Annotated in this window: 25 protein-coding genes and 1 pseudogene; 15 read left to right on the forward strand and 11 right to left on the reverse strand. The window is 59.0% G+C overall.

Going from position 1 to position 23,570, the window contains the following annotated elements; genetic code table 11:
* Window positions 1-16 precede the first annotated feature (16 nt).
* On the reverse strand, window positions 17-1,531 hold the full coding sequence (locus tag AB4N82_RS19240) for an MFS transporter (protein WP_122764636.1): 1,515 nt from the start codon (window positions 1,529-1,531) through the stop codon (window positions 17-19).
* A gap of 57 nt (window positions 1,532-1,588) precedes the next feature.
* Window positions 1,589-2,077: a GlcG/HbpS family heme-binding protein gene (locus AB4N82_RS19245; RefSeq protein WP_122764637.1), complete on the reverse strand. Its 489-nt coding sequence runs from the start codon at window positions 2,075-2,077 to the stop codon at window positions 1,589-1,591.
* 111 nt (window positions 2,078-2,188) lie between these two features.
* Between AB4N82_RS19245 and AB4N82_RS19250 the strand changes: the two genes are divergently transcribed.
* The 3 genes from AB4N82_RS19250 (at window position 2,189) to AB4N82_RS19260 (ending at window position 5,143) form a co-directional block, all read left to right on the forward strand.
* Window positions 2,189-3,112 carry a LysR family transcriptional regulator gene (locus AB4N82_RS19250; protein ID WP_122764638.1) on the forward strand — a complete coding sequence of 308 codons (924 nt, stop codon included), beginning with the start codon at window positions 2,189-2,191 and terminating at the stop codon, window positions 3,110-3,112.
* A 974-nt stretch (window positions 3,113-4,086) separates the two neighbouring features.
* Complete coding sequence (locus AB4N82_RS19255) at window positions 4,087-4,488, forward strand: GFA family protein (protein ID WP_122764640.1); 402 nt, start codon at window positions 4,087-4,089, stop codon at window positions 4,486-4,488.
* Window positions 4,489-4,603: 115 nt separating this feature from the next.
* Complete coding sequence (locus AB4N82_RS19260) at window positions 4,604-5,143, forward strand: AAA family ATPase (protein WP_122764641.1); 540 nt, start codon at window positions 4,604-4,606, stop codon at window positions 5,141-5,143.
* Between the two features lie 169 nt (window positions 5,144-5,312).
* Here the strand turns inward: AB4N82_RS19260 and AB4N82_RS19265 are convergent, their stop codons facing one another.
* Together AB4N82_RS19265 and AB4N82_RS19270 are read right to left on the reverse strand one after the other, a co-directional pair.
* The gene (locus AB4N82_RS19265; protein WP_241089594.1) at window positions 5,313-5,600 is read right to left on the reverse strand and encodes a DUF6124 family protein; all 288 of its coding nucleotides are present in this window, start codon (window positions 5,598-5,600) and stop codon (window positions 5,313-5,315) included.
* Between the two features lie 14 nt (window positions 5,601-5,614).
* Entirely contained in the window at window positions 5,615-6,160 is a 546-nt protein-coding gene (locus AB4N82_RS19270) for a hypothetical protein (protein WP_122764643.1), read from the reverse strand.
* A gap of 154 nt (window positions 6,161-6,314) precedes the next feature.
* Here AB4N82_RS19270 and msrA point away from each other — a divergent pair, with 154 nt between their 5' ends.
* Complete coding sequence (msrA, locus tag AB4N82_RS19275; RefSeq protein ID WP_122754079.1) at window positions 6,315-6,839, forward strand: peptide-methionine (S)-S-oxide reductase MsrA; 525 nt, start codon at window positions 6,315-6,317, stop codon at window positions 6,837-6,839.
* 226 nt (window positions 6,840-7,065) lie between these two features.
* Here msrA and AB4N82_RS19280 read toward each other — a convergent pair whose 3' ends face one another.
* The 5 genes from AB4N82_RS19280 to AB4N82_RS19300 form a co-directional block, all read right to left on the reverse strand.
* Window positions 7,066-7,530: a hypothetical protein gene (locus tag AB4N82_RS19280; RefSeq protein WP_122764644.1), complete on the reverse strand. Its 465-nt coding sequence runs from the start codon at window positions 7,528-7,530 to the stop codon at window positions 7,066-7,068.
* Window positions 7,531-7,658: 128 nt separating this feature from the next.
* Complete coding sequence (locus AB4N82_RS19285) at window positions 7,659-8,912, reverse strand: flavin-containing monooxygenase (protein WP_122764645.1); 1,254 nt, start codon at window positions 8,910-8,912, stop codon at window positions 7,659-7,661.
* Between the two features lie 79 nt (window positions 8,913-8,991).
* Entirely contained in the window at window positions 8,992-9,432 is a 441-nt protein-coding gene (locus AB4N82_RS19290) for a type II 3-dehydroquinate dehydratase (RefSeq protein WP_122764646.1), read from the reverse strand.
* Window positions 9,433-9,445: 13 nt separating this feature from the next.
* Entirely contained in the window at window positions 9,446-10,426 is a 981-nt protein-coding gene (locus AB4N82_RS19295) for an NAD(P)H-quinone oxidoreductase (protein ID WP_081797656.1), read from the reverse strand.
* Entirely contained in the window at window positions 10,423-10,851 is a 429-nt protein-coding gene (locus tag AB4N82_RS19300; protein ID WP_032885897.1) for a RidA family protein, read from the reverse strand. The genes AB4N82_RS19295 and AB4N82_RS19300 overlap by 4 nt, the downstream gene beginning before the upstream one ends.
* A 183-nt stretch (window positions 10,852-11,034) precedes the next feature.
* Between AB4N82_RS19300 and AB4N82_RS19305 the strand changes: the two genes are divergently transcribed.
* From AB4N82_RS19305 to AB4N82_RS19340, 8 genes and pseudogenes are all read left to right on the forward strand, one after another.
* Window positions 11,035-12,009, forward strand: a complete 975-nt coding sequence (locus AB4N82_RS19305) for a LysR family transcriptional regulator (protein ID WP_032885896.1) — start codon at window positions 11,035-11,037, stop codon at window positions 12,007-12,009.
* A gap of 263 nt (window positions 12,010-12,272) precedes the next feature.
* Entirely contained in the window at window positions 12,273-13,790 is a 1,518-nt protein-coding gene (locus AB4N82_RS19310; RefSeq protein WP_099603097.1) for an amino acid ABC transporter permease/ATP-binding protein, read from the forward strand.
* A gap of 27 nt (window positions 13,791-13,817) precedes the next feature.
* Window positions 13,818-14,690, forward strand: a complete 873-nt coding sequence (locus tag AB4N82_RS19315; protein ID WP_032885895.1) for a phytanoyl-CoA dioxygenase family protein — start codon at window positions 13,818-13,820, stop codon at window positions 14,688-14,690.
* A gap of 27 nt (window positions 14,691-14,717) precedes the next feature.
* Window positions 14,718-15,548 (forward strand): ABC transporter substrate-binding protein, encoded by an 831-nt coding sequence (locus AB4N82_RS19320; RefSeq protein ID WP_095185651.1) that lies wholly within the window; start codon window positions 14,718-14,720, stop codon window positions 15,546-15,548.
* Window positions 15,549-15,598: 50 nt separating this feature from the next.
* Window positions 15,599-16,330, forward strand: coding sequence for a class II aldolase and adducin N-terminal domain-containing protein (locus AB4N82_RS19325; RefSeq protein ID WP_122764647.1), 732 nt, complete (start codon window positions 15,599-15,601; stop codon window positions 16,328-16,330).
* A 10-nt stretch (window positions 16,331-16,340) separates the two neighbouring features.
* On the forward strand, window positions 16,341-17,018 hold the full coding sequence (locus AB4N82_RS19330; RefSeq protein ID WP_032885893.1) for a DUF1028 domain-containing protein: 678 nt from the start codon (window positions 16,341-16,343) through the stop codon (window positions 17,016-17,018).
* A complete protein-coding gene (gene argE / locus AB4N82_RS19335; RefSeq protein WP_032885892.1) occupies window positions 17,015-18,166 on the forward strand; it encodes an acetylornithine deacetylase in 1,152 nt (383 codons plus the stop codon). The genes AB4N82_RS19330 and argE overlap by 4 nt, the downstream gene beginning before the upstream one ends.
* A 5-nt stretch (window positions 18,167-18,171) precedes the next feature.
* Window positions 18,172-18,357, forward strand: a pseudogene (locus tag AB4N82_RS19340) (addiction module antidote protein); the annotation flags it as partial.
* A gap of 173 nt (window positions 18,358-18,530) precedes the next feature.
* Here AB4N82_RS19340 and gudD read toward each other — a convergent pair.
* Together gudD and AB4N82_RS19350 are read right to left on the reverse strand one after the other, a co-directional pair.
* Entirely contained in the window at window positions 18,531-19,856 is a 1,326-nt protein-coding gene (gene gudD, locus AB4N82_RS19345; RefSeq protein WP_095185531.1) for a glucarate dehydratase, read from the reverse strand.
* A 19-nt stretch (window positions 19,857-19,875) separates the two neighbouring features.
* Window positions 19,876-21,237 carry an MFS transporter gene (locus tag AB4N82_RS19350; protein ID WP_122764648.1) on the reverse strand — a complete coding sequence of 454 codons (1,362 nt, stop codon included), beginning with the start codon at window positions 21,235-21,237 and terminating at the stop codon, window positions 19,876-19,878.
* Between the two features lie 338 nt (window positions 21,238-21,575).
* Between AB4N82_RS19350 and AB4N82_RS19355 the strand changes: the two genes are divergently transcribed.
* The 3 genes from AB4N82_RS19355 to AB4N82_RS19365 are packed head-to-tail and all read left to right on the forward strand — an operon-like array spanning window position 21,576 to window position 23,322.
* The gene (locus AB4N82_RS19355; protein ID WP_095185533.1) at window positions 21,576-22,286 is read left to right on the forward strand and encodes a FadR/GntR family transcriptional regulator; all 711 of its coding nucleotides are present in this window, start codon (window positions 21,576-21,578) and stop codon (window positions 22,284-22,286) included.
* Window positions 22,287-22,299: 13 nt separating this feature from the next.
* Window positions 22,300-22,992 carry a tRNA (adenine(22)-N(1))-methyltransferase gene (locus AB4N82_RS19360; RefSeq protein ID WP_032885887.1) on the forward strand — a complete coding sequence of 231 codons (693 nt, stop codon included), beginning with the start codon at window positions 22,300-22,302 and terminating at the stop codon, window positions 22,990-22,992.
* 39 nt (window positions 22,993-23,031) lie between these two features.
* Window positions 23,032-23,322 carry a DUF3144 domain-containing protein gene (locus AB4N82_RS19365; RefSeq protein ID WP_032885886.1) on the forward strand — a complete coding sequence of 97 codons (291 nt, stop codon included), beginning with the start codon at window positions 23,032-23,034 and terminating at the stop codon, window positions 23,320-23,322.
* The last annotated feature ends 248 nt before the right edge of the window (window positions 23,323-23,570 follow it).

The raw sequence follows: 23,570 nt of genomic DNA on the forward strand, positions 1-23,570 counted from the left end.
TTTTGCAGGGGTGTGGCTAGATGGCAGGGCTCGATCTATGGCTTTTTTTGCTACGCATCAGCACATACACCGCACCGGCTGCGAGTAGCGAGAACACAGCTGCAATCACAAATGCGCCCGCGAATCCCTGGCTGTAACTCTGCTGAGCGAGCCCATTCAGCGTTTTGGTTAAGTCGTGGGGATACATTGCAACAGCACGTTCGAAGTCGCCTGCCATCACGTATTCGGAAAATCCGGGTTTAGCAGACACTCCCGCGTCTATCAGCCTGCTTTCGATCGCCAATTTCACTCCGCTGGCGAGTACAGCTCCCAGCCCGGCGAAACCCAGCAATATGCCGGTAAATCTGGATGTGGTGCTGATGCCGGATGCCATTCCGGCGCGACTCCGAGGAACTGTGCCCATGATCGCCTTCTGGGTTTCGCCATTCAGCAATCCTCCACCAGTTCCCAAAATAGCCATGCCGGAAATCAGTAATAGTTCTCCCTGCTGAATGGCGGCGAACATCAGAATAAGGTTACCCAGTGCAACGATTAAGAGGCCCAGTGCCAGGATGCCCGCGCTGTCAAGGTAAGGCGAAAGTCGCCTACCTACTTGGGGGAAAATCAGCATCGCAATGGCAAATGGAAGCATGGCGATACCCGCTTGGAGTACTCCGTTGCCACGGCCATTTTGTAGAAAGAGCGGTAACAGCGATGCCATGACTTGCGCAGATGAGGCATAGGCTAGCATCGCGAGTACTGCGCCAACGAAGGGCCTGGCTGTGAACAATTCGAGATCAAGCATTGGGTGGGTGCGGCGTTTTTCGACCCAGACAAAGACTGCGAAAAACAGCAGGCCCCCGATCATGCTCACGAGGACAGGGATACTGGACCATCCATGACTGGGGCCGGCTATGAGTGCCCATGTGGCACTGAACATCCCTAGCGCGAAAAGCGCAATTCCCGGGATGTCCAATGTTCTCGGAATGGGGTCACGAGATTCATCCACCAGCGTCACGACCGCTGCCGCCAGCAATAAGCAGACTGGGATGTTGATATAGAAAGCCCAGCGCCACCCAAGTGAACTACTGATCACTCCACCAATGAGCGGCGACACAACCATTGTGAGTCCCATGATGCCGCCCCAGATCGCCCATGCGTGGCTGCGGGCTTTTTCATCGTGAAAAGTGTGTCCGATGATGGCTAGGGCAGGAGCAAGCAGGAAAGCGGCTCCGACTCCCTGTACCGCTCGCGCCAGATAAAGGCCTGACGCTGAAGGCGCCAAACCACAGGCCAGAGAAGAGACTGCAAAGAGCGCTATTCCGAACAGAAAGACGCGTCGTCGGCCATACCGGTCAGCGATGGAGCCAGCCGGAAGCAGGAGGGCAGCGAAGCAGAGCACGTAGGTGCTTATGACCCACTCGACCTCTGCAAACGATGCCTGAAGATCCCTGGCAATGGTTGGCAAAACAATGCCTACGACGTTCGTATCTAGAACTGTCATGGCACAGCCCGCCGACGCGACAACCAGTATGGCCGCTTCTTTTCTCATGGAATGACAGTCTCTTCTGATAACGGGAGCGGTAACTGCACTTTTTGAAACGGGCGTTTATTTGAATGCAGCTAGCCCGGCTTGAGCGATCTCTTCATCGTGCTGTGGTGTATCCGCAGATACCCCTACAGCCCCAACGGTGTGTCCGTTGATGATGATCGGAAAACCACCACGCATCAGCACAAAGCCTTGGGCGGTGATGACGGCAGGTCGGGTGCCGTTGACGGCATCTTCTAGCGCGCCGCTAGGACGTCGGAACAGAGCGGCTGTACGAGCTTTTCCGGGAGCCAGTTCTACACCCGCTGGGACAGCGGCGTTGTCCATTCGAGCGAGGAGAATAGGCAAACCAGCACTATCGACAACTGCGATCACGCACGGCCAACCAGCCTTTTGCGCTTGTGTTTGCGCTGCTGTGAGGATCTGTTGAGCGGCGGCAAGCGTCAGAACTGGCTGGCTAGGCAAATCCGATGCTGCTGCTGGCAGAGAGAGCAGAGCAAGCGTTCCAGAAAGAGCCAAGGCAGTCGCGATGTGAGGAAGGCGGAACATGGTGAACTCCTAATGTAGTGAGTCCAATGATTGGAACAGGAGGAATAATTCAGTACAACAAAGCTTGATGGCTTTATAATTCAGAAAAACTGAATATTAGGTTCCGCTGCCATGGACATTCGCCATCTCCGCTCTTTCGTAACAGTGGCGGAAAATCTACATTTTTCACGTTCGGCCGAGCAGCTGGGCGTTTCTGCCCCAACACTCACTGCGCAGATTCAGGAAGTGGAGAGCTTGTTAGAAGCTCGGCTTTTTAATAGAACAAAGCGATCTGTCGCTTTGACGCCAGCTGGGGAAGCGTTTCTGACAGAAGCCCGCGCTACTCTCGAACAATTCGAGAGAGCTGTTAACGTGGGCCAACGTGCAGGCCGAGGCCAGGTTGGCCGAGTGGAAATCGGATACGTGGGTTCAGCCGCCTTTTTCGGGGTACTTCAGGACCAGATCAAGCGCTTTCGCAATCAGTGGCCAGACGTCATGGTGAACACCAAGGAACTCCCTACCGAGCAGCTCACGGCACTTCTCGAGGACGGTCGGATTGACGTGGCCTTTGTACGGATGCCGGTGCATTTGCCTGACGCAATCTCCAGCCGTATTTTGGCCCGAGACCGATTCTGCGTTGCTTTGCCAGCGGACCATATCCTGGCAAAGACAGTTGATGACATTCGCCCGAGTGCGCTTGCTGGCGAGTTATTTGTGCTACCTGAACAAGGGTTAGGGTTGCGTGAAGTGGCCAAGCGCGGGAGATTCGATCCATACATTGGTTCGGCTCCCGGAAGTCTGGTCGCAGTGCTGACACAGGTGGCACTGGGTGTTGGTATAGCAGTCATTCCCAGCGTTCTGATTCAAACTGTTCAACTGCCAAATGTGGTCTTTAGGGAGATAGCTGGGCCTCCCATTTTTTCAGAGGTGGGAGCTTTGTTTCGCCGCCATGAGAGGCTACCAATTGTGTGCAACCTGATTAGCCAGATCCTTGAGACCGATGAGCGCGTGTGGAACGGTGATCCTCTGCGGAGGGCACAGAAAGAAATGCTCTGAAGGTTAAATTTCCCGTGGGCCATATGGCGAGATGGTTACTCCTCCACTGGATCAGTACAGGAGACACCAATCAGCGTGTCCTCATTCTCACCCAGCCCCTCAACCAAGGCTTTGCCCAAATCTCTGCTTGCACCGGCCAAGAGCGTTTAAGCGCGGGTTATGCGCTTACCAGTACAAGGTGCACTGGTAAGCCAGTGTAGGGGGCATTGGTTACCGCAGCCATTAAAAAAGGCCCCCACACCGGGCTAACGTGTAGGAGCCTTTTGAACATAAGCGGCGTTATGTCGACCTAGGCAATACGAAATTTTTTACTCGCTCAAAATTTCACGGAGGCGCTTCTCAAGCGCCCCTCTGAACAAGATTCGTAGATTGTCTGCATCAAGATTGGAAATAGTCTCCTCAAGTTGAAGCTTAAAAATAAGGTCATGCGTGCGAATCTCACGCCTCCGTGCTTCAAGTGTGGTGGGCGCGCACGCAATCCCGGCGAGTAAATGAGCCGACACGCTATTCGCGTGATGAACATCGCCCCTGGCAACAGACATCAATTCTTACCCTCGGTCTCAAAACGTTGAAGACACGCTTACGAATCTGCGCTCATCTCTAGGGAGTAGTGGGCCTAACACTAAGTTCATAAAGGAACGAAGTGCACCCGTCTTGCGAGTAAAAAACGCACCCAAAATATGCACCAGTTCCATGGTGGTCCCATGGGGCTATTTTTTTGGACGCCAAAAAACCACAAACCATCTATTTTCTATATAAAAATCATGGGATTGCGTTTTAAGAATGTGGCAATGAAGAAGAAATTCGAACCCTCAACAAGTCAAGAATCTACCGTATGCCACTCAGCGTCCACGCAATGACGGCTTTTGGCCGATAGCTGCCCTTCATGATAGCCAGTTACTAGCCACTACCTGTCAGTCGACTGATTAGACCGGGACGGTTACGCTGGCGTTTTAGCATGCACGGAAGAGCGTATGACAGAGGTGTACCAAGGAAGCTGTTTATGTGCCGCTGTCCGTTATGAGCTATCCACCACACCGCAAGCAGTGAGTCATTGTCATTGCAGCCAGTGTCGCAAAGGTCATGGGGCGGCATTTGCTTCTTACGGCAGCGTTCCGCGTAGCGCGCTGCAAATACTTAGCGGCTCCATCCATATCAAAACCTATGCTTCTTCAACGACGGTATCACGCGAGTTCTGCGTGCAGTGTGGCTCGGCCTTGTTCTGGTCACGGTCTCAAGGCGAGTTTGACAGTTGGGTTTCAATAGCATTGGGTACGCTCGATTCGCCGTTCTTCCCTCGAAAGCAGAAACACGTTCATCTCGACTCCGCAGCTCACTGGTACATACCAACCACCCCATGCCCTCCAGTTGATTGAAGTCTTCTGGGCGAAAGCTGCCTGTCGCTCTGACCCCTTGTTGTTGACCGATATAGGCATTGACGTAAAATCCCCACCCCCAAAAAATCAGCGTGCATAGCGAGAAGGAGCTTCGATGCAACGGGTGATGATTGTTGGTCAACCTGGGTCTGGCAAAAGCACTTTGGCGCGCGAGCTTGGTCAGCGCACGGGCTTGCCGGTCGTTCATATCGACACTATTCACTGGCAGCCAGGTTGGATAGAACGAAGCCGGGACGAGAAGACGCAGCTTTGTCTCGAGGTCGAGGCTCGTGATTGCTGGATATTCGAAGGAGGTCATTCAGCCACTTGGGACAACCGGATGGCCCGTGCAGATCTTTTGATATGGATTGATCGTTCGGCGACGCTTCGATTCTTGCGCGTACTGCGCAGAACGCTGCTCCAACGGGGTCAATCTCGGCCTGACTTGCCCGAGAACTGCCCCGAACTGCTGGCGAACCTGCCGGAGTTTTTTAGATTCATGTGGCGGACGAAAAAAACAGCGCGAGCAAAGATGCAGCAACTCGTGGCAACTGCACCATCAACCTGCCGCGTGGTTTATCTGCGGTCTAATCGAGAGGCCAGGATGTTTCTCGCGAGCATTGGAAATTCGGCTGGCCAAGGTTCGCGAGATTAATCGACGGCTGACTGCTTATCTACGGAAGCTGCCGATCACGAACTCGCGTTGAGACGGGTTAGGGAAGGGGTCTATTTATTCCTAAAGAAAATCGTCGAGTCTTCGTAAAGTGAGTCACAAAGACTCAGCGATCAATCGAGTGGGTAGAAGGTTAGCTGCCCGCTCCAGCTCACTCTCGTTCCATCAACTTACCCACCAACAAAACTCCCAATTCACTCAACGGGTGAATCGCCAACGCCACATCTCGTTGCTTCCCGGTCAGCTCATCCGATAGGTCCAGCAACAACGCAGTAATCGAAGAAAAAGTCTCATAGCTATTAGCAATCAACACTTCACTGCGAACATCGTCAGCAACGCTGAATAGCGTCGTCGTGTGCGGGGGAGGCGTCTCCAGCGGTTCTGCCCCCGCGTTGAGGTAGTGATCAATCGTACGATGCGCCGCTTGATTCAGTTTCAGGTCGGGACCGTTCCTCAGCCTTGCACCCGTGGTGGTGTGGAGTCGGATACTGGCGTTTCTGGTTCGTCAGTGAGTTGCATGGCCGACAGCGCTTTCAGCTTGTGATGGGGGCCGATGAAGCGTGTGTCGCCATCCAGTACCGTGAGCGTGATCCGTTCTGAAACGCACCGATGGAATGGGGTGAACATGCGTTTTTTTGGGTAGTAAACGCCTTCCGACGTCTCGGAATATTTTAAGGCGAGCATCGCTTTTTGCAGTGCAGCGGGGCTGATACGACTGGCAACGCGCCACTCGGCAAGTGCGGCGTCGCGGTACATGCTGTAAGTCCGCCCTATGCATGCGCCCAGGGTGCCGCCGTAAAGGACGTTGCTCTTGAATGTGTCGGTTATGCCCATGATGTGTGCAGCAAACAGCAGAATGGCCGTCGCAACAAAACAGAGGAGGATGCTTTCCAGTAGTGCCAATGCCTTGTAAGGGTCAGCGGCCAGTTGGTCTTTGAGCTTAAGTCGGGTGATGGCAGTGTCGGCGTGTTTTGGCGCGTGGGTGTTAAGCGGTTTCAAGCGTTACCCCTCCTGGGTTGAGTTTTCCTGATCGAGAACAACTCGCATTCTACGTAAAGTGAAGCGGCCACCCCCGTTTTTGCTCGATTCAACTTGGTATTTCCCAACATCCCCCCATAACTACCTCTGTCTCCATTAACCGCAAGGACAAACCATGACCAACCCAACCGAAACCGCCATCCTCGCCGGCGGCTGCTTCTGGGGCATGCAAGACCTGTTGCGCCGCTACCCCGGTGTTCTGCAAACGCGGGTCGGCTACACCGGTGGCGATGTGCCGAATGCCACCTATCGCAACCATGGCAACCATGCTGAGGCGATTGAAATCGTGTTTGACCCGGCGGTGATTTCCTACCGGCAGATTCTTGAGTTCTTTTTCCAGATCCATGACCCCAGCACGCCGAATCGGCAGGGCAATGATCTTGGGCCGAGCTATCGTTCGGCGATTTACTACCTGAGCGAACAGCAAAGGGATATTGCCGAAGATACCGCGGCTGATGTGGATGCCTCCAAGCTGTGGCCAGGACGTGTGGTCACGGAAATTGAGCCCGCTAGCGAGTTTTGGGAGGCGGAGCCGGAGCATCAGGATTATCTGGAGCGGATACCGAACGGGTATACCTGCCATTTCATCCGGCCGAATTGGAAGTTGCCCAAGCGGGCTTCATCGGGGTCAGCTCCCTGAGCGCCTGCGCCCAGCCAAGGACGAAGATGTCCAAGCCTCAAATGGCGCAAAAAACGCACACAGGGCATGCAGGATGGCCGGCGTTGTCATCACTGCCTACGTCCTTGTCGTCAGAAAAGTCGCCATTTCAGTGCTTTGGCCAAGTGCCATCGCTCGTTAGGTAGGAATGGCCAAGTCCGGTTGATTCAAATCCCTTCCTGCTCCATCAGCCTGGCCGACAGCGCTTTCAGCTTGAAATAGGGGCCTGCGAAGCGCGTGCCCCCATCCAGTGTGGTGAGCGTGATCCGCTCTGAATCGCACCGATGGAATGGGGTGAATATGCGTTTTTCGGGTAGTAAACGCCTTCCTGCGTCTCGGAATACTTCAAGGCGAGCATCGCGTTTTGCAGTGCAGTGGGGCTGATATGCCGGGCAATGCTCCACTCGGAAAGTGCCGCGTCGTGGTACATCCAGTACGTCGCGCCTATACATGCGCCCAGTGTGCCGCTATAGAGGGCGTTGCTCTTGAATGTGTCGGTTATGCCGACGCTTTGTGCAACGAACAGCATAAGGGCCGTCGTTACCAAACAGAGGAGGGTGCTTTCCAGCAATGCCAATCCCTTGTAAGGGTCTACGGCCAGTTGGTCTTTGAGCTTAAGTCGTGTGATGGCCGTGTCGGCGTGTTTTGGCGCATGGGTATCAAGCGGTTTCAAGCGTTACCCATCCTGGGTTGAGTTTTCCTGATCGAGAACGGCTCGCATTTTACGCAAAGTGAAGCGGCTGTGTAGGACGTTTTCCTTGGGCCCCATCTCTATCGTTTGCCGCCTCACCGGCTCCCCCTTCACTCCGGCTTCTTGTAGGCCTTGTACTCGTTCTGCAGCACGATATGGTCCGCCACGTATTTCGCGTCGTGCCACACCCCATAGATAAACGACGACGCACGGTTCACCAGATTCGGCAGGCCCAAAAAGTAAACGCCGCTTTGCGCCGAGATTCCGCGTTTGTGGAACGGCTCGCCTTTCTCATCAAACGCATCCACCTTCAACCAGCTGAAATCGAACTTGAAGCCGGTTGCCCAGAGAATGGTGGTTACACCGGCTTCAGCCAGGTTGAGGCTGAGGATCGGATCAAGCAGGCACTCCGGGTCGGGCAGCAGTTCCCAGGCTTGCGGTTCCAGCGGGAATGGCAGGCCGTTGGCTTCGATATACGCATCCGCATCACGCAGTACATCAAAATACGCACGATCCCCTTCGGCCACGTTTTCGGCCAGGCCCGGTTGGAAGGTCATGACGCCGTCCTCCCAATTCTGGGTAACGCCTACCAAGTGAATGCCTTGGTGCGCCAGTCGGCGGAAGTCGACGGTCTTGCCGCCTTCATAGCCACTCACTGCAAACGCCACGTGCTTTTTCTTCGGCTGGATTTTGACTTCGTCCCATAAACCCAATGCGCCCAGCCACCAGCAGTAGTCGCGGCTGCGGTAGGCGCGGGGTGGGCGATAGTGTTCGCCGACGGAGAGGTACACGGTTTTGCCGGCCTTTTGCAGTTCTTCGGCGATTTGTGAGCCTGAGGCGCCGGCGCCCACTACGAGTACGGCGCCTTCGGGGAGTTGGCCGGGGTTTTTGTAGGTGGACGAGTGCAGTTGGTGAATCGGTGCGGTGGTGGGGACGATGTTGGGGATTGAGGGGCGTTGGAACGGGCCGGTGGCGGCGACGATGTTGGTGGCTTCGATCACGCCGGCCGAGGTCGTGACTTTGAAGCCGGGGCGGCCGAGGTGGCGCTCTACTTGTTGCACTTCTACGCCAGTGCGCACCGGAGCCTGGAGTTTGTCGACGTAGGCTTCGAAGTAGTCGGCCATGCGTTCTTTGGGCGGGAAGGCTTCGGGGGAGAGGCCTTCGAAGGTCAGGCCGGGGAAGCGGTCGTGCCAGGCGGGGCCGTTGGCGACCAGGGAGTCCCAGCGTTCGGAGCGCCAGCGTTCGGCGATGCGGTGGCGTTCGAGCACGATGTGGGGCACGCCCATCAGGGACAGGTGTTCGCTCATGGCGACGCCGGCCTGGCCTGCGCCGACTACTAGGGTGTTGATGGTTTCGACGGTCATTGGCGTTTCCTGGAAAGTAAGAGGTTTATTAGCAACACCGAGGGTCCACATTGGGTCTGCTGTGTTTTCGAGTTCGCATTTAAGGCTTGAGCAACTCGGCCACCGCCGTCAGCGCCAATTCATATCCCAACGCCCCCAGCCCGGCGATCACACCGGTGGCGGCCCTGGACACGTAGGAGTGATGCCGAAAGCGCTCGCGCTTCCAGATATTGCTCATGTGCGCTTCGATGATCGGGCCGCCGAAGGCCAGCAGCGCGTCAAGGATCGGCACTGAGCTGTAGCTGAGGCCGGCGGCATTGATCACCAGGGCGTCGCTGTTCAGGCGCGCCTCTTGAATCCAGTCCACCATCACGCCTTCGTGGTTGCTTTGGCGAAAGTCCAGGGTCAGGCCCAACTCGCCGGCGTGGCGTTGGCAGCGGGCTTCGATGCTGGCGAAGCTTTCGTTGCCGTAGGTGCCGTGCTTGTCCAGCCCGTAGAGGTTGGCATTAGGGCCATTGAGGAAGTACACGCGGTGGGGCATGACGGGCTCCAGGTTATTCGGCGACGGTCAGCACGACTTTGCCGACGTTGGCGTTGGCTTCCAGCAGGCGATGGGCATCGGCCGCTTGAGACAGGGGCAACTGCGCGTGGATCTGTGGGCGCACCACACCGGCCGCCAGCCAGGGCAACACGCGCGAGCGGATACACGCCGCCAGGCGGGCTTTTTCAGCGTGGCTTTTGGGGCGCAGGGTGGAGGAGGTGAGGCTGAGGTTTTTGCGCATCAGCACCTGCAAGTCCAACTCGATGTTCGCGCCTTGCAGGAATGACAGGCTCACATGCCGCCCGCCCATGGCCATGGCCGCCAGATTGCGCGCGACATAGGGGCCGCCGACGTTATCCAGCACCACGTCGACGCCGCGTCCTTGGGTGCAGTCGTGCACCACCGCGACGAAGTCTTCCAAATGGCGATCAATCGCACGCCATACACCCAGCGCTTGCAGCATCGCGACCTTTTGCGGGCCGCCTGCGGTGGCGATCACCCGCGCCCCCGCAGCCTGCGCACACTGCACGGCAAAGCTGCCGACGCCACTGGCGGCGCCGTGGATCAGCACGCTGTCGCCGCTGCGCAGGCGCCCGAGCTCAAACAGGGTGTGCCACACCGTGAACGCCGCTTCCGGAACCGCAGTGGCAGCGTGCAGCGATAATCCCGCCGGCACCGGCAGGCAGTGCGCCGCCTGGGCCACGCAGTACTCGGCGTAGCCGCCGCCGTTGAGCAAGGCCATCACGCGATCGCCCACCGCACATTCATCCACGCGGCTGCCCACCGCGACCACAATGCCCGCCGCTTCCAGGCCCAGCACATCGGTAACGCCGGGTGGGATTGCTGAGCCGCTGCGTTGCATCAGGTCGGGGCGATTGACCCCGGCCGCCACGACGCGAATCAGCACCTCACCGGGTTGCAAAGCCGGCACAGGGCGTTCCACCACCTGCAGCACTTCAGGGCCACCGGGCTCACGGGCAATCACCGCTTTCATACGGATACGGTCCAGTCGTCCGGCACCACGGCGATCACATCGATCTCCATCAGCCACTCCGGCTGGCCAAGGCCGGAAATCACCAGGCCGGTGGAAATCGGGAACACACCTTTGAGCCATTTACCGACCTCCTGGTACACCGGCTCGCGGTAGCGCGGGTCGATCAAATAAGTGGTGGTCTTGACGATGTGCGACAGGTCCGAGCCCGCCTCTTCGAGCAGTTGCTTGACGTTCTTCATCGCCTGTTCGGCCTGGGCGCGCGGGTCGCCGAGGCCGATCAGGTTGCCGTCGAAATCGGTACCGATCTGGCCGCGCACATAGATGGTGTTGCCGGCGCGCACGGCCTGGCACAGGTCGTTGTCCAGCGCCTGGTTGGGATAAGTCTGTTTGGTGTTGAACATGCGGATGCGGGTGTGGGTAGGCATATCGAAGGGCTCGTCGTAAGCGGGATGAAACCAGCTTCACATCGCCCCCTCTCGGGCGAAACCAGCATTTGCGCGGGGTAGTGCTTAGGAAAAACCGAAGCCCCTGTAACTCATCGGCTCGCCCATGACCCGGCACGAACCCTGCAACGCTCGCCGTACAGTCATTGTTGAGGGGCAGGCGTCATGCTCAGTCGTATTACTCAGCGTCAACTGGAGTATTTCGTCGCGTCGGGAGAGGCGGGCAGCATCAGTGCTGCGGCCGAACGCATTCATGTGTCGTCGCCGTCGATCTCGGCGGCGATCACCCATATGGAAGCTGAGTTGGGCATCCAGTTGTTTATCCGCCACCACGCCCAGGGCATTTCCCTCACGGCGGTGGGGCGTCTGGTGATGCTGGAGGCTAAGCAGATCCTGGAGCAGATGAGCAACCTCTACACCATCGCTTCGGAGTCACTGAACACCGTGCGCGGGCCATTGCGGGTCGGATGCCTGGAGTCGCTGGCGCCGATGATCACGCCGGAATTGGTATTCGGTTTCGGCCGTGCGTTCCCCGGTGTGCGCTTGACCCAGGCCGAAGGCAATCATGAGGAACTGCTGGAAAAACTGCGCAGTGGCGAACTGGATATCGCCCTGACCTACGACCTGGTGACCAGTCCGGATATCGACTTCCAACCCCTCGCGCACCTGCCGCCGTATGTGATGGTGGGCGAGTATCACCCGCTGGCGAGCTTGCCCGCGGTCAGCATGCAAGACCTCGAGGCCTACCCGGTGGTGCTGCTGGATACGCCCTGGAGCCGCGACTATTTCCTCAGCCTGTTCATCCAGGCGGGCACCACGCCGAACATCATCATGCGTTCCACCAACCTCGAAACGGTGCGCGCCATGGTCGGCAATGGCATTGGCTATTCGTTTGCGAACGCGCGGCCCAAATCGAATATGTCCCAGGACGGCAAACGCGTGATCCGCCTGCGCCTGGCCGGTACACATCGGCCGATGAAGCTGGGTTACGCCACGGCGAGCAACACCCAGTTGTCCCGTGTGGTGTCGGCGTTTGCCGAACGCTGCCGCATGTTTGTCTCCGACCAGTACATCCCCGGCATGGCGCCGCCGAGCTTTTTTGACCCGCATGCGGTGCGGGTGTTGAGTGATGTGAGCTGAGATTGCACCAATAGATGGCGTGGGCGGGGAGGCGAATTCAGACGCGCACCATTTCGGCCAGTGCATGCTCTCTCCAGAACACAGCAGGGCAAATGTGGGAGCGGGCTTGCCCTCTCCCACAGTGGATTTTTGCTTCGTTCAGGACTGCATAGGTTCTGCCTACCCAGTGCCCCGGCTTTTACGAATTGACCCCAAGACCCCGCCGCCACGACTCTCATCCCATCGAGGCAGACCCACTTCATTTTTTGCAAGGCGCAGCGACGATGACATTCGACTGGAATTACATGTTTGGTTTGCTGGCTGATGCCGAGTTCTGGCGTGCGACGTGGACGGTGATCAAGCTCAGTACCCTGACCTGGGTGTTGAGCATCGGCCTGGGCTTTCTGCTGGCGCTGGCCAAGCAGTCCAAGCATGGCCTGCTGAGCGTGCCGGCGCGGGGGTATATCTGGTTGTTCCGCAGCCTGCCGCTGTTGGTGCTGCTGATCTTTATCTACAACTTGCCCCAGGCATTGCCGGGCACCTCGGCGGTGCTGGCCGACCCGTTCTGGTCCGGCTTGTTGGCGCTGGTGATCTGCGAAACGGCGTATGTGGCCGAGATCCATCGCGGTGGCTTGCTCTCGATTCCCAAGGGCCAAGGCGAAGCGGCGCGGGCGTTGGGGCTGAGGTTTTTCGGTACCCAATGGCGCGTGGTGATCCCCCAGGCGCTGCGTGTGGCGTTGCCGTCGCTGGCCAACGAATACATTTCCATCGTCAAGCTCACCTCGTTGGTGTCGGTGATCTCTCTGACCGAGATCCTGATGGTCGGCCAGCGCCTGTACTCGCAGAACTTCCTGGTGATCGAAACCATGGCGGCGGTGGCGTTCTTCTATGTGTTTATCGTCACGGTGTTCGACTTTTTGCTCAAACGCCTGGAGCGCTTTCTCGACGTCAACCAGCGCAATGTCTCCCGCGTGCCGGATGCACACGTGCTGGCCTTGGCTACCCAACAGCGCACCGCCCTGCAACGCCCGGAAAGTAACGGCGCTGCGGCGCTGCAAGCCTCGCGGTTGCACAAGGCCTACAACGACATCGAGGTGCTGGGTTCGGTCAACCTGCTGATTCAGCCGGGTGAAGTGGTGTCGGTAATCGGCCCGTCGGGCTCCGGCAAGACCACGCTGATCCGCCTGCTCAACGGCCTCGAGCAACTGGACAATGGTGAGGTTCATATCAATGGCCTGCCTTTCATCCACCTGAACAAGGTGGGCGCGCAAAAGCCCCAGTACATCGAGCACGCCGAGCATCGCCTGAACATCGGCATGGTGTTCCAGAGCTTCAACCTGTTCCCGCATTTGAGCGTGCTCGACAACCTGCTGATGGCGCCGAAGTACCACCGCCTGGGTCGCACCGACGCGCTCAAGCAACAGGCATACGCGCTGCTGCACAAGGTCGGCATGCTCGACCATGCCTGGAAGTACCCGCACCAGTTGTCCGGCGGCCAGCAGCAACGCGTGGCCATCGCCCGCGCCTTGATGATGCGCCCGCAAATCATGCTGTTCGACGAGCCCACCTCGGCCCTTGACCCGGAGAAAGTCAATGAAGTGCTGCAGGTGATCGAAGCCCTGGCCGGGGAGGGCATCACCATGGTGATCGTCACGCACGAGATGAATTTTGCGTTCAAGGTCTCTGATCGAATCGTGTTTATGGAGAAGGGGCGTGTGGTCTGCGATGACACGCCCGAGGTGTTGCGCCGCGGCCAGAACCCACGCGTGGAGGCGTTCCTCAAGGACGTCTCGCTGGCGTGATCTCTTTAACGTTCAGGAAAAAACAACATGATTGAGCAAGCACACATCGAACAATTCCAGCGCGACGGCTTCCTGGTGGTAGAAGGCGTGTTGTCGCTGGACGAAGTGGCCGCGCTGCAGCATGACTTCGACCAGTGGGTAGAAGAGAGCCGCAGCCATGACCAAGGCTGGGGCGCCACCGTGGATGGCCGCGCGCGCTTTGACCTGGAGGGTGACCACCGCGCCGATCACCCGTCGTTGCGCCGGGTGAGTTCGCCCACCGAGATTTCCCCGGCGTATCAGCGCGTGGCGTTGCACTCGCGCATGGCGGCGATTTCCGCGCAATTGGTCGGCGCCAGCGGCGCGCGTTTTCACCATAGCAAGATCAACTCGAAACTGCCCCACACCGCCACCCAGGTGAAGTGGCACCAGGACTTCCTGTTCACGCCCCACAGCAACGACGACATCGTCACCGCGTTGCTGATGGTCAGTGAAGTGACCCCGCAGAACGGCCCGCTGAATGTGATCCCCGGTAGCCACAAAGGCCCGCTGTGGTCGCACTGGCAGGATCAGCGTTTCACCGGTTCGGTGGACGATGCCGTGGTCGCGCAACACTGCCAGCATCCGGTCGCCTGCTACGGCCCGGCCGGTTCCGTGTGCTTTATGCACACGCGTCTTTTGCATGCTTCCAGCCCTAATGAGACCGAACTGCCGCGCACCCTGTTCATCAGCGTCTATGCCGCTGAAGACGCGCTGCCATTCGGCGAAAACCCGTTGCCCAGTACACACGCCGGCCTGCTGGTGGCCGGTGAAGAAAGTGGCTTGGTGCGTTCCACCAACAACCATATGCGCCTGCCACAGAAACCCCGTGGTGCGTCGTTCTTCGTGCAACAGGCCGGACAAGATTCTGCCACTGCCTAACCTCCTAAAACCTTGCGGGTAATGACCATGACAGCGTTTCGTAACAGTGTTCGTCCCCTTGCCGTGTGCCTGCTGGGCGCTGCGGTTGCAATGACCTCGTTGGCGGCTTCGGCGTTCCAGCAGGAAGGCAAGATCATCGCCGGTTCCGACGTGACCTTCTTCCCCTATGAGTACATGGATAACAACAAGCCTGCGGGCTTTGATATCGAGTTCATGGACGGCCTGGGCAAGGTCATGGGCCGCAAGGTCGAGACCCTCGACACGCGCTTCCCCAACTTGATCACCGGCCTGCAAGCCGGGCGTTTCGATGTGACCAACTCGTCGATGTACATCACCGCCGAGCGGGTCAAGGTCATCGACATGATCCCTTACCTCAAGAGCGGCGAATCGATCCTGGCCCTCAAGGACAGCGCCTTCCAGCCCAAGACTCCGGAAGAGTTCTGCGGCCACAAGATCGGCTCCATGGGCGCTACCTCGTGGCTGGCGCAGATGAACAAGCTGTCGGCCGAGTACTGCGTGGCCAAGGGCTTGAAGCCGATCCTGATCAGCGAATACAGCACTGACCCACAAACCACCCAGGCCCTGTTGGCCCACGCGGTGGAAGCGCAAATCACCGACGCCGCCGTGGCCCGCGGTGTGATCGACAAGCTCGGTAGCCGCGTGGTGATTTCCTCCGACACCCTGATCTATCCGGTGCTGAACGGCTTCGGTGTGAAGAAGGGCAATGACACGGTGAAGCAAGCCTTGCTCGACGGTCTGGAGAAATACCGCGCCACGCCTGAATACGCGGCCTTGCTGAAGAAGTACAACTTCGAGGCGCCGACTGAGGCCGACCTCGCGGCGCTGATGCCGAAGTAACCCTACCGCGCGGCCGCAGCCTTGCGGTCGCGCTCTGAGGAGTCCGATCCATGGCGTTATCCCTCGAAGAACAGACACGCATCGACCTGGCGGCGACCTTTCGCATCATCGCCCACCTAGGCATGCATGAAGCGGTGGCCAACCACTTCAGCGCCGCGGTGTCGGCCGATGGCAAACAGTTTTTGCTCAACCCGAAGTGGAAGCACTTCTCGCGTATTCGCGCCAGCGACCTGGTGCTGTTGAACGCGGACGATCCCGCCTGTGCCGACAACCAAAATGTGGATTCGACGGCCTGGTCGATCCATGGGCAGATCCATCGGCTGCTGCCGCACACCCGCGCCGTGCTGCATTTGCACCCGGTGTACACCACCGCGGTGGCGTGCCTGGCCACGCCGCATATCCCGCCGATCGACCAGAACACCGCACGCTATTTCAACCGCGTGGCGGTGGATGAACTCTACGGCGGCATGGCCGATACGGAGGCGGAAGGCGCGCGCCTGGCCGGCCTGCTTGATGGCAAAGCCCGGCTGTTGATGGGTAACCACGGCGTGATGGTGACCGCTGCGTCCATCGGTGAAGCCTTTGACGATATCTGGACCCTGGAACGCTCTTGCCAGATCCTCGTGACGGCCTGGTCCACCGGGCAGCCGCTGCGGTTGTTGTCCGATGAAGTGGCGGAGAAAACTGCGCGGAGCTGGGAAGGCATCGCGGATTTCTCACGTCGGCATTTTGAAGAAATGAAGCAAATGATGATCGACGCCGACCCCTCGGTACTCGATTGAGGAACGCCCCATGACCTTTTCCGTTGTCGCCCGCTGCGCCGAGACCGGCCAGTTGGGCATTGCGATCAGCTCGTCGAGCATTGCCGTGGGGGCGCGTTGCCCCTGGCTGCGTGCGGGTGTGGGCGCGGTAGCGTCGCAGAACATCACCTTGCCGAGCCTGGGGCCGCAAGTGCTGGATTTACTGGAGCAGGGCATGGCGCCGAGTGAGGCGCTGGCGGCAGTGTTCGCAGGGCAGGAGCACAGTGATTATCGCCAGGTGACGGTGATTGACCGCCAAGGCCGTACCGCGCACTTCAGCGGTGCGCAGACCTTGGGGATTCACGCGGCGGTCAGTGGTGAACAGTGTGTGGCGGCGGGGAATATGCTGGCCAACCCAGGCGTGATTGGCGCCATGGTGCGGGCTTTCGAACAGGCCTCGGGGCACCTTGCCGACCGACTGCTGGCGGCGATGCACACGGCGGTGGCTGAAGGCGGCGAGGCGGGGCCAGTGCATTCGGCGGCGCTGCTGGTGGTCGACGACGTGCTCTGGCCCATCGTCAACCTGCGCGTCGATTGGGCGGATAAAGACCCTATCGGCACGCTCGACAAACTCTGGCAGGCCTATCGCCCGCAATTGCAGGACTACATCGACCGCGCCCTCAACCCGCACATTGCTCCCGGCTATGCGGTACCAGGGGATGACCGATGACCAGCAGTCGCGACCTGCTGGCGCAACTGGTGCGCTTCGACACCACCAGTCGCGAATCCAACCTGGCCTTGATCGACTGTGTGCGCACCTATTTGCAGGACCACGGTGTGACCTGCGAGCTGGTCTACAACGAACACAAGAGCAAGGCCAACCTGCTGGCGACCATCGGCCCGGCTGATGTGCCCGGCATCGTGTTGTCCGGGCATACCGATGTGGTGCCGGTGGACGGCCAGCGCTGGAGCGTGGCGCCGTTCGAGCTGACGGAGAAAGGCGGCAAGTTGTACGGGCGTGGTACCGCCGATATGAAGGGCTATATCGCCTGCGTGTTGGCGTTGGTGCCGGCGTTGGTACAGGCGCCGCTGCGTATGCCGGTGCATATCGCGCTGTCCTATGACGAAGAGGTGGGTTGCCTCGGCGTGCGTTCGTTGCTTGAGCGTTTTCATGGGCAGGCGGTCAAGCCGTTGCTGTGTGTGATCGGCGAACCCACCGAACTCAAGCCGGTGCTCGGCCACAAGGGCAAGTTGGCGATGCGTTGTGACGTGCATGGCGCGGCCTGCCATTCGGCGTATGCGCCGTCCGGGGTGAATGCCATCGAATATGCCGCGCGGTTGATCGGTGAGCTGGTGCGGCTCGGCGAGTCACTCAAGGCACCGCGGCATCTGGATGAACGTTTTGATCCGCCGTTTTCCACGGTTCAGACCGGACTGGTCAACGGCGGCAAGGCGTTGAATATCGTCCCGCAGAATTGCACGTTTGATTTTGAAGTGCGCGCGCTGCCGGCCCAGGATCCCTGGCAGGTGGCGCAGCAGTTACGCGCCTATGCCGAACAGACTCTGCTGCCCGCGATGCAGGCGGTGAACGGGCAGTGCGCGATCAGTATCAGCGAGCTGTCCAGCTACCCGGGGCTGGCGACTTCTCTGGACAGCCAGGCCGCCGGATGGATCGCGCAGTTTTGTGGCTCGCGAGACTTCGGCACGGTTGCGTTTGGCACCGAGGGCGGGTTGTTTGATCAAGCTGGCATTCCCACCGTGGTGTGCGGGCCGGGGAGCATGGAGCAGGGGCATAAGCCGGATGAATTTATCAGCGTGGAACAACTGGAGGCCTGTGACCGAATGCTGGAGCGGGTGCTTGCGTTCGTGCGCCCGTAGGCGGCGGGGGAAATCGCGAGAGCCTGTATAAAACGCTGAAAGGCGGTTCTAAAACGCGCTATGAGACGATTCAGAAACTGATGCTGTCGTTAGGCGTGGAACTGACGGTGCAGCCGATTGCGGCGGTGGCAAGCAAGAAAACCGCCAGAGCAAAGCGGGCTGCGGCCGGTAAACCCTGCCACGTGGTTTAGCGAGCGACCACAACCCTGAAAACACCGAGGCCCCCTGTGGGAGGGGGCTTGCTCCCGATAGCGGAGTTTAAGTCGATACATTTCTGGCTGACACACCGCAATCGGGAGCAAGCCCCCTCCCACATTGGATTGATTGTGTTTTGGAGGTCGGGCCTCCCTTAGAACCCAGCTCTTCAGCGCACCAGGCAAGGCTGCTTGTTGTTAAAACTCCACCCCGGAATCAAAAACTGCATCGCCACGCTGTCATCCCGTGCGCCAAGGCCCATGCCTTTGTACACCTCGTGGGCCTTGGCCACGGCGTCCATGTCGATGTCCACGCCCAGGCCAGGCTTGGCCGGCACCTTCACATAACCGCCTTCGATTTTCAGCGGCTCCTTGGTCAGGCGTTGGCCGTCCTGCCAGATCCAGTGGGTGTCGATGGCGGTGATATCGCCCGGTGCGGCGGCGGCCACTTGGGTGAACATCGCCAGGGAAATGTCGAAGTGGTTGTTGGAGTGCGATCCCCAAGTCAGGCCCCAGTCGTTGCACATCTGCGCCACGCGCACGGAGCCCTGCATGGTCCAGAAGTGTGGATCGGCCAGGGGGATGTCCACCGATTGCAACTGGATCGCGTGGCCCATTTCGCGCCAGTCGGTGGCGATCATGTTGGTGGCGGTTTTCAGGCCCGTGGCGCGACGGAATTCAGCCATGACTTCGCGGCCCGAGTAACCATTTTCGGCGCCGCAGGGGTCTTCGGCGTAGGCGAGCACGTGGTGTTGATCGCGGCATAGGCGGATGGCTTCTTTGAGCGACCAGGCGCCGTTTGGGTCCAGCGTGATGCGTGCATCGGGGAAGCGTTCGGCGAGGGCGGTGACGGCTTCGATTTCTTCGTCGCCGCTTAAAACGCCGCCCTTGAGTTTGAAGTCGTTAAAGCCGTATTTGGCTTTGGCGGCTTCGGCCAGGCGCACCACGGCTTCGGCCGTCAGGGCTTTTTCATGGCGCAGGCGGAACCACTCGTCGTCACTGTCCGCCTCGTTGCGGTAGGCCAGGTCGGTGGCGTTGCGGTCGCCCACATAGAACAGATAGCCGAGCATCTTCACCGCGTCACGCTGCTGGCCCTCGCCGAGCAATGCGGCCACCGGCACTTCGAGGAACTGCCCCAGCAGGTCGAGCAGGGCGGCCTCCATCGCGGTGACGGCATGGATGGTGATGCGCAGGTCAAAGGTCTGCAGGCCACGGCCAGCCGAATCCCGCGAGGCAAACGTGCTGCGCATTTGGTTGAGGATGCGTTGGTATTGGCCGATGGGTTGGCCGATCACCAGGCTGCGGGCGTCTTCCAGGGTTTCGCGGATGCGTTCGCCACCGGGCACTTCACCAACGCCGGTGTTGCCCGAGCTGTCCTTGAGAATCACGATGTTGCGGGTAAAAAACGGCCCATGGGCGCCGCTGAGGTTGAGCAGCATGCTGTCGTGGCCGGCGACGGGGATGACCTGGAAGTGGGTGACGACTGGAGTATTCATGGCAAATTCCTAAATAGGCTCAAAGAGGTTTGCTGAGGGCCGCGCCGGTTGGCGCTACGTCTGGCGACGTCAATGGGGCAGAGGGCGTGGTCTTGGCGAAAAACACCAGGATCGCCGCCAGCACTGAGGTACCGGCCAGGCCGTAGAGGCCGCCTTGGATCGAGCCGGTGGTCTGCTCCAGAAAGCCGAAAGTGGTCGGCGCAACGAAGCCGCCCAGGTTGCCGATGGAGTTGATTAGCGCGATCACGGCAGCGGCAATGCGTACGTCCAGATAACCCTGAGGGATCGGCCAGAACAGCGAAGACGCCGACTTGAACCCGATGGCCGCAAAGCAGATCGCCACAAAGGCAAACACTGGCCCGCCGGTGGTGGACATGAACATGCCGGCCGCTGCAATCAACAGCGCCGCCGCGACCCAGGCCTGTTGGAACTTGAACTTGCCCGACAGCGATGCGAAGGCATACATGGCGATGATCGAGATCAGCCACGGAATCGAGTTGAAGAAGCCCACCTGCACATCACTCAAGTCACCCATCTTTTTGATGATGCTCGGCAGCCAGAATGTCGCCGCGTAAATGGTCAGTTGGATGCAGAAGTACAGGGCGCAGAACAGCAGGATCTGGCGGTCCTTGAGCAGCTTGCCAAGGGTCGGTTTGACGCTGGTCAGCGCCTCACGCTGGCGTTGCTCCTCGTCGATGGCGCCGACCAGTGCGTCCTGTTCTTCGCGAGTCATCCATTTGGCGTCGTGGGGCTTGGAGTCCAGCCAGAACCACACGAAGAAACCGATCACCACCGAGGCCAGGCCTTCGATGGCGAACATCCATTGCCAGCCGTGGAAGCCAAAGCCTTCGATCTGCAATAGCACACCCGACAGCGGGCCAGAGATCAACGAGGCCACCGCCGAGCCGCTGAGGAAAATCGCAATGGCTTTACCGCGCTCCGCGCCCGGCAACCAGCGTGTGAAGTAGTAGATCACTCCTGGGAAGAAGCCGGCTTCGGCCACGCCCAGCAGAAAGCGCAGGATGTAGAAGTGGGTTTCGTTTTGGATGAAGGCCATCATCGTCGCGACGATGCCCCAGGTGAACATGATGCGGGTCAGCCAGATACGCGCTCCGACCTTTTGCAGCAGCATGTTGGAGGGCACTTCGAACAGGGCATAACCGATGAAGAACAGCCCGGCACCGAACCCATAGGCCGCTGCGCCGATGCCCAAGTCGTGCTCCATGTGCGTGCGCACAAAGCCGATATTGACCCGGTCGATGTAGTTGAGGATGAACATGATCACGAACAGTGGGAGCACATGGCTCTTCACTTTGCGCACGGCGCGCGCGAGGACCGGATCACTGTGTGGTGCGGCAGATGCATGGCTTGAATTGTTCACAATTCAAAACTCCCCCTGATTATTTTTATGCGGGTTTGCGTGTTTTGTTGATAGACATCATACAAGTTGATTTCTGGAATTCGCAATCCAGTGATTGATGTTTTTGTGTTTATAAGGTCGTTGCTGGAATGATTTTTTTGTTATTAGCCAATTTTTATTGGGGTTTTTACCGGTTGGAGGGGTTGAAATGACTCCGTATCTAAGGTGCCGGTCACCGTGGCGCGATCCTGTCATCAGATTGGTTGTCATACAAGTTGGATGGTTTTTAAATCAACCTCGGCGGCGTCCTTTGTCTGGGTGTTAAGCTCGCTCCAGCCCAAACCCGTGGACTTGCAGTAATGCCCAATGAAACCCCAACCCCCGTGCGTAAACGCTCCACCAACCTGGCCCAGGGCGTGGTCGACGCCCTGACCCAGCGCATCCTGCTCGGCCAGTTGAAACCCGGCGAAAAGCTGCCGTCGGAATCCACCATCGTGCTGGAGCATGGCGTCAGCCGGACGGTGGTGCGCGAGGCGCTCTCCAAGTTGCAGGCTTCGGGGCTGGTAGAGACGCGTCACGGCATCGGCACCTTTGTGCTGGAGCAGAGCGCCCAACAAGGCTTGCGCCTGCATGTGGACACGGTCGCCAGCGTGCGCAACATGTTGGAACTGCGCCTGGGCCTGGAGGTGCAAGCGGTGGCGCTGGCTGCACTGCGTCGCACCGATGCTCAACTGGCACGCATGCGCGAAGCACTGGACGACTACCAGGCCTCTCTCGCCAACAACGACAGCTGCGTGGAAGAGGACAAACGCTTCCACCAACAGATCGCCGAAGCCACCGGCAATACCTTCTTCACCGAAATCATGTTGCACCTGGGTAATGCGATGATTCCGCGCACTCAGGTGAAGGTGGACGAACGTGGCGGGGCGGACTTTGCCAAACTCGGGCAATTGGCGAACCTGGAGCATGAGGCCATTTTCAATGCGATCAAACGCCAGGATCCGGACGCCGCACGCGCCGCCATGGTGTTGCATCTGACTAACAGCCGGGATCGATTTTCCGGGGAATGATAAGGAACACAGGTTGAACGAACACACCTTGTCCATGCGCCTGGAGCGCGTGGCAGCGCATGTGCCGAATGGCGCGCGTCTGGCCGATATCGGCTCGGACCATGCCTATCTGCCGGTGGCGTTAGTGCGCCGTGGCGTGATCGACGCGGCGCTGGCGGGAGAGGTCGCGACCACACCGTTCCAGGCGGCCGAACGGACCGTGCGTGACAATGGCCTGGAGCAGCAGATTACTGTGCGCCTGGCCGATGGCTTGGCGGCCATCGAGGCGCGTGACGGCATCACGGCCATCAGCCTCTGCGGCATGGGCGGTGAGACGATCCGCGACATCCTTGAGGCCGGCAAAGCTCATCTGAGCGGCGCTGAGCGGCTGATCCTGCAACCCAATGGCGGTGAGCAACCGCTGCGCCTTTGGTTAATGCGCAATGGCTATCGCATCGTCAGCGAAGAGCTGTTGCATGAAAACCGCTTTTACTACGAAATCATCGTCGCTGAGCGCGCAGACCCTGTGGTGTATACCGCCGAACAACTGTTCTTCGGCCCGTTACTGATGCAGGCCCGTAGCCCGGTGTTTTTGGCCAAGTGGCAGCGCGCGTTACGCCTGAGGCAGAAGACCTTGGCTGCCTTTGAGCGTGCGCAGGCGGTGCCCGAGGCGAAGCTCCAAGAGATTAGCCAGCAGATCCGGTGGATGCTCACACTGCTGGCTTGATACACACCCATTCAACCGTGATAAATCAGGAACCCCGCAATGGCAGACGCTACCGACCACGCCTTCTACGATCGCGCCGACGCGCACATCGAACTGTCGAACGAACAGCTGAAAACCTTCGAAGACCTCGGCCAAGTCAGCGCTTCAATGATGTTCGGCACGACGCGGTTCAACGCCTGGGCGTGCGCACGCAACTTCAAGTCCGGTGAGCACATGGCCGAGGAGCGCGAGGCGATGCTCAAGTATTTCTGTGATCAGTATCGGTTGATGCTTGAGGACAATCTGGACGATCACATCAAGAACTTCAGTCGCTACATGCAGGCCAAATAGTCATTGCTCACTGCCTCTCACATAAAGCGCGGCGCCCTTCAAGTTTGGCTGGTTTGCTGCCGATAGGATGCCTGTGAATAAAGGTGTTCTGGACTGCACCTGGGCCAGTCGTCTCCGGCGGTTACAGCAGTCTTGCCAACACTGAGTGCTTTTGCCCCATTTTCGAGCACTCCATCGGCTCCAAAACCGTGCCGCCCGCCCTGTTTCAGGGCTGTTGTTCAGCGGCCCGTATCTTGCTAGAGCCAAGC

Source organism: Pseudomonas sp. H1_D04, from assembly GCF_054683855.1.

Coding starts and splice junctions, on each gene's coding strand:
- AB4N82_RS19240 (WP_122764636.1), bottom strand. CDS start 1,531: ATGAGAAAAGAAGCGGCCATACTGGTTGTCGCGTCGGCGGGCTGTGCC.
- AB4N82_RS19245 (WP_122764637.1), bottom strand. CDS start 2,077: ATGTTCCGCCTTCCTCACATCGCGACTGCCTTGGCTCTTTCTGGAACG.
- AB4N82_RS19250 (WP_122764638.1), top strand. CDS start 2,189: ATGGACATTCGCCATCTCCGCTCTTTCGTAACAGTGGCGGAAAATCTA.
- AB4N82_RS19255 (WP_122764640.1), top strand. CDS start 4,087: ATGACAGAGGTGTACCAAGGAAGCTGTTTATGTGCCGCTGTCCGTTAT.
- AB4N82_RS19260 (WP_122764641.1), top strand. CDS start 4,604: ATGCAACGGGTGATGATTGTTGGTCAACCTGGGTCTGGCAAAAGCACT.
- msrA (WP_122754079.1), top strand. CDS start 6,315: ATGACCAACCCAACCGAAACCGCCATCCTCGCCGGCGGCTGCTTCTGG.
- AB4N82_RS19285 (WP_122764645.1), bottom strand. CDS start 8,912: ATGACCGTCGAAACCATCAACACCCTAGTAGTCGGCGCAGGCCAGGCC.
- AB4N82_RS19290 (WP_122764646.1), bottom strand. CDS start 9,432: ATGCCCCACCGCGTGTACTTCCTCAATGGCCCTAATGCCAACCTCTAC.
- AB4N82_RS19295 (WP_081797656.1), bottom strand. CDS start 10,426: ATGAAAGCGGTGATTGCCCGTGAGCCCGGTGGCCCTGAAGTGCTGCAG.
- AB4N82_RS19300 (WP_032885897.1), bottom strand. CDS start 10,851: ATGCCTACCCACACCCGCATCCGCATGTTCAACACCAAACAGACTTAT.
- AB4N82_RS19305 (WP_032885896.1), top strand. CDS start 11,035: ATGCTCAGTCGTATTACTCAGCGTCAACTGGAGTATTTCGTCGCGTCG.
- AB4N82_RS19310 (WP_099603097.1), top strand. CDS start 12,273: ATGACATTCGACTGGAATTACATGTTTGGTTTGCTGGCTGATGCCGAG.
- AB4N82_RS19315 (WP_032885895.1), top strand. CDS start 13,818: ATGATTGAGCAAGCACACATCGAACAATTCCAGCGCGACGGCTTCCTG.
- AB4N82_RS19320 (WP_095185651.1), top strand. CDS start 14,718: ATGACAGCGTTTCGTAACAGTGTTCGTCCCCTTGCCGTGTGCCTGCTG.
- AB4N82_RS19325 (WP_122764647.1), top strand. CDS start 15,599: ATGGCGTTATCCCTCGAAGAACAGACACGCATCGACCTGGCGGCGACC.
- AB4N82_RS19330 (WP_032885893.1), top strand. CDS start 16,341: ATGACCTTTTCCGTTGTCGCCCGCTGCGCCGAGACCGGCCAGTTGGGC.
- argE (WP_032885892.1), top strand. CDS start 17,015: ATGACCAGCAGTCGCGACCTGCTGGCGCAACTGGTGCGCTTCGACACC.
- gudD (WP_095185531.1), bottom strand. CDS start 19,856: ATGAATACTCCAGTCGTCACCCACTTCCAGGTCATCCCCGTCGCCGGC.
- AB4N82_RS19355 (WP_095185533.1), top strand. CDS start 21,576: ATGCCCAATGAAACCCCAACCCCCGTGCGTAAACGCTCCACCAACCTG.
- AB4N82_RS19365 (WP_032885886.1), top strand. CDS start 23,032: ATGGCAGACGCTACCGACCACGCCTTCTACGATCGCGCCGACGCGCAC.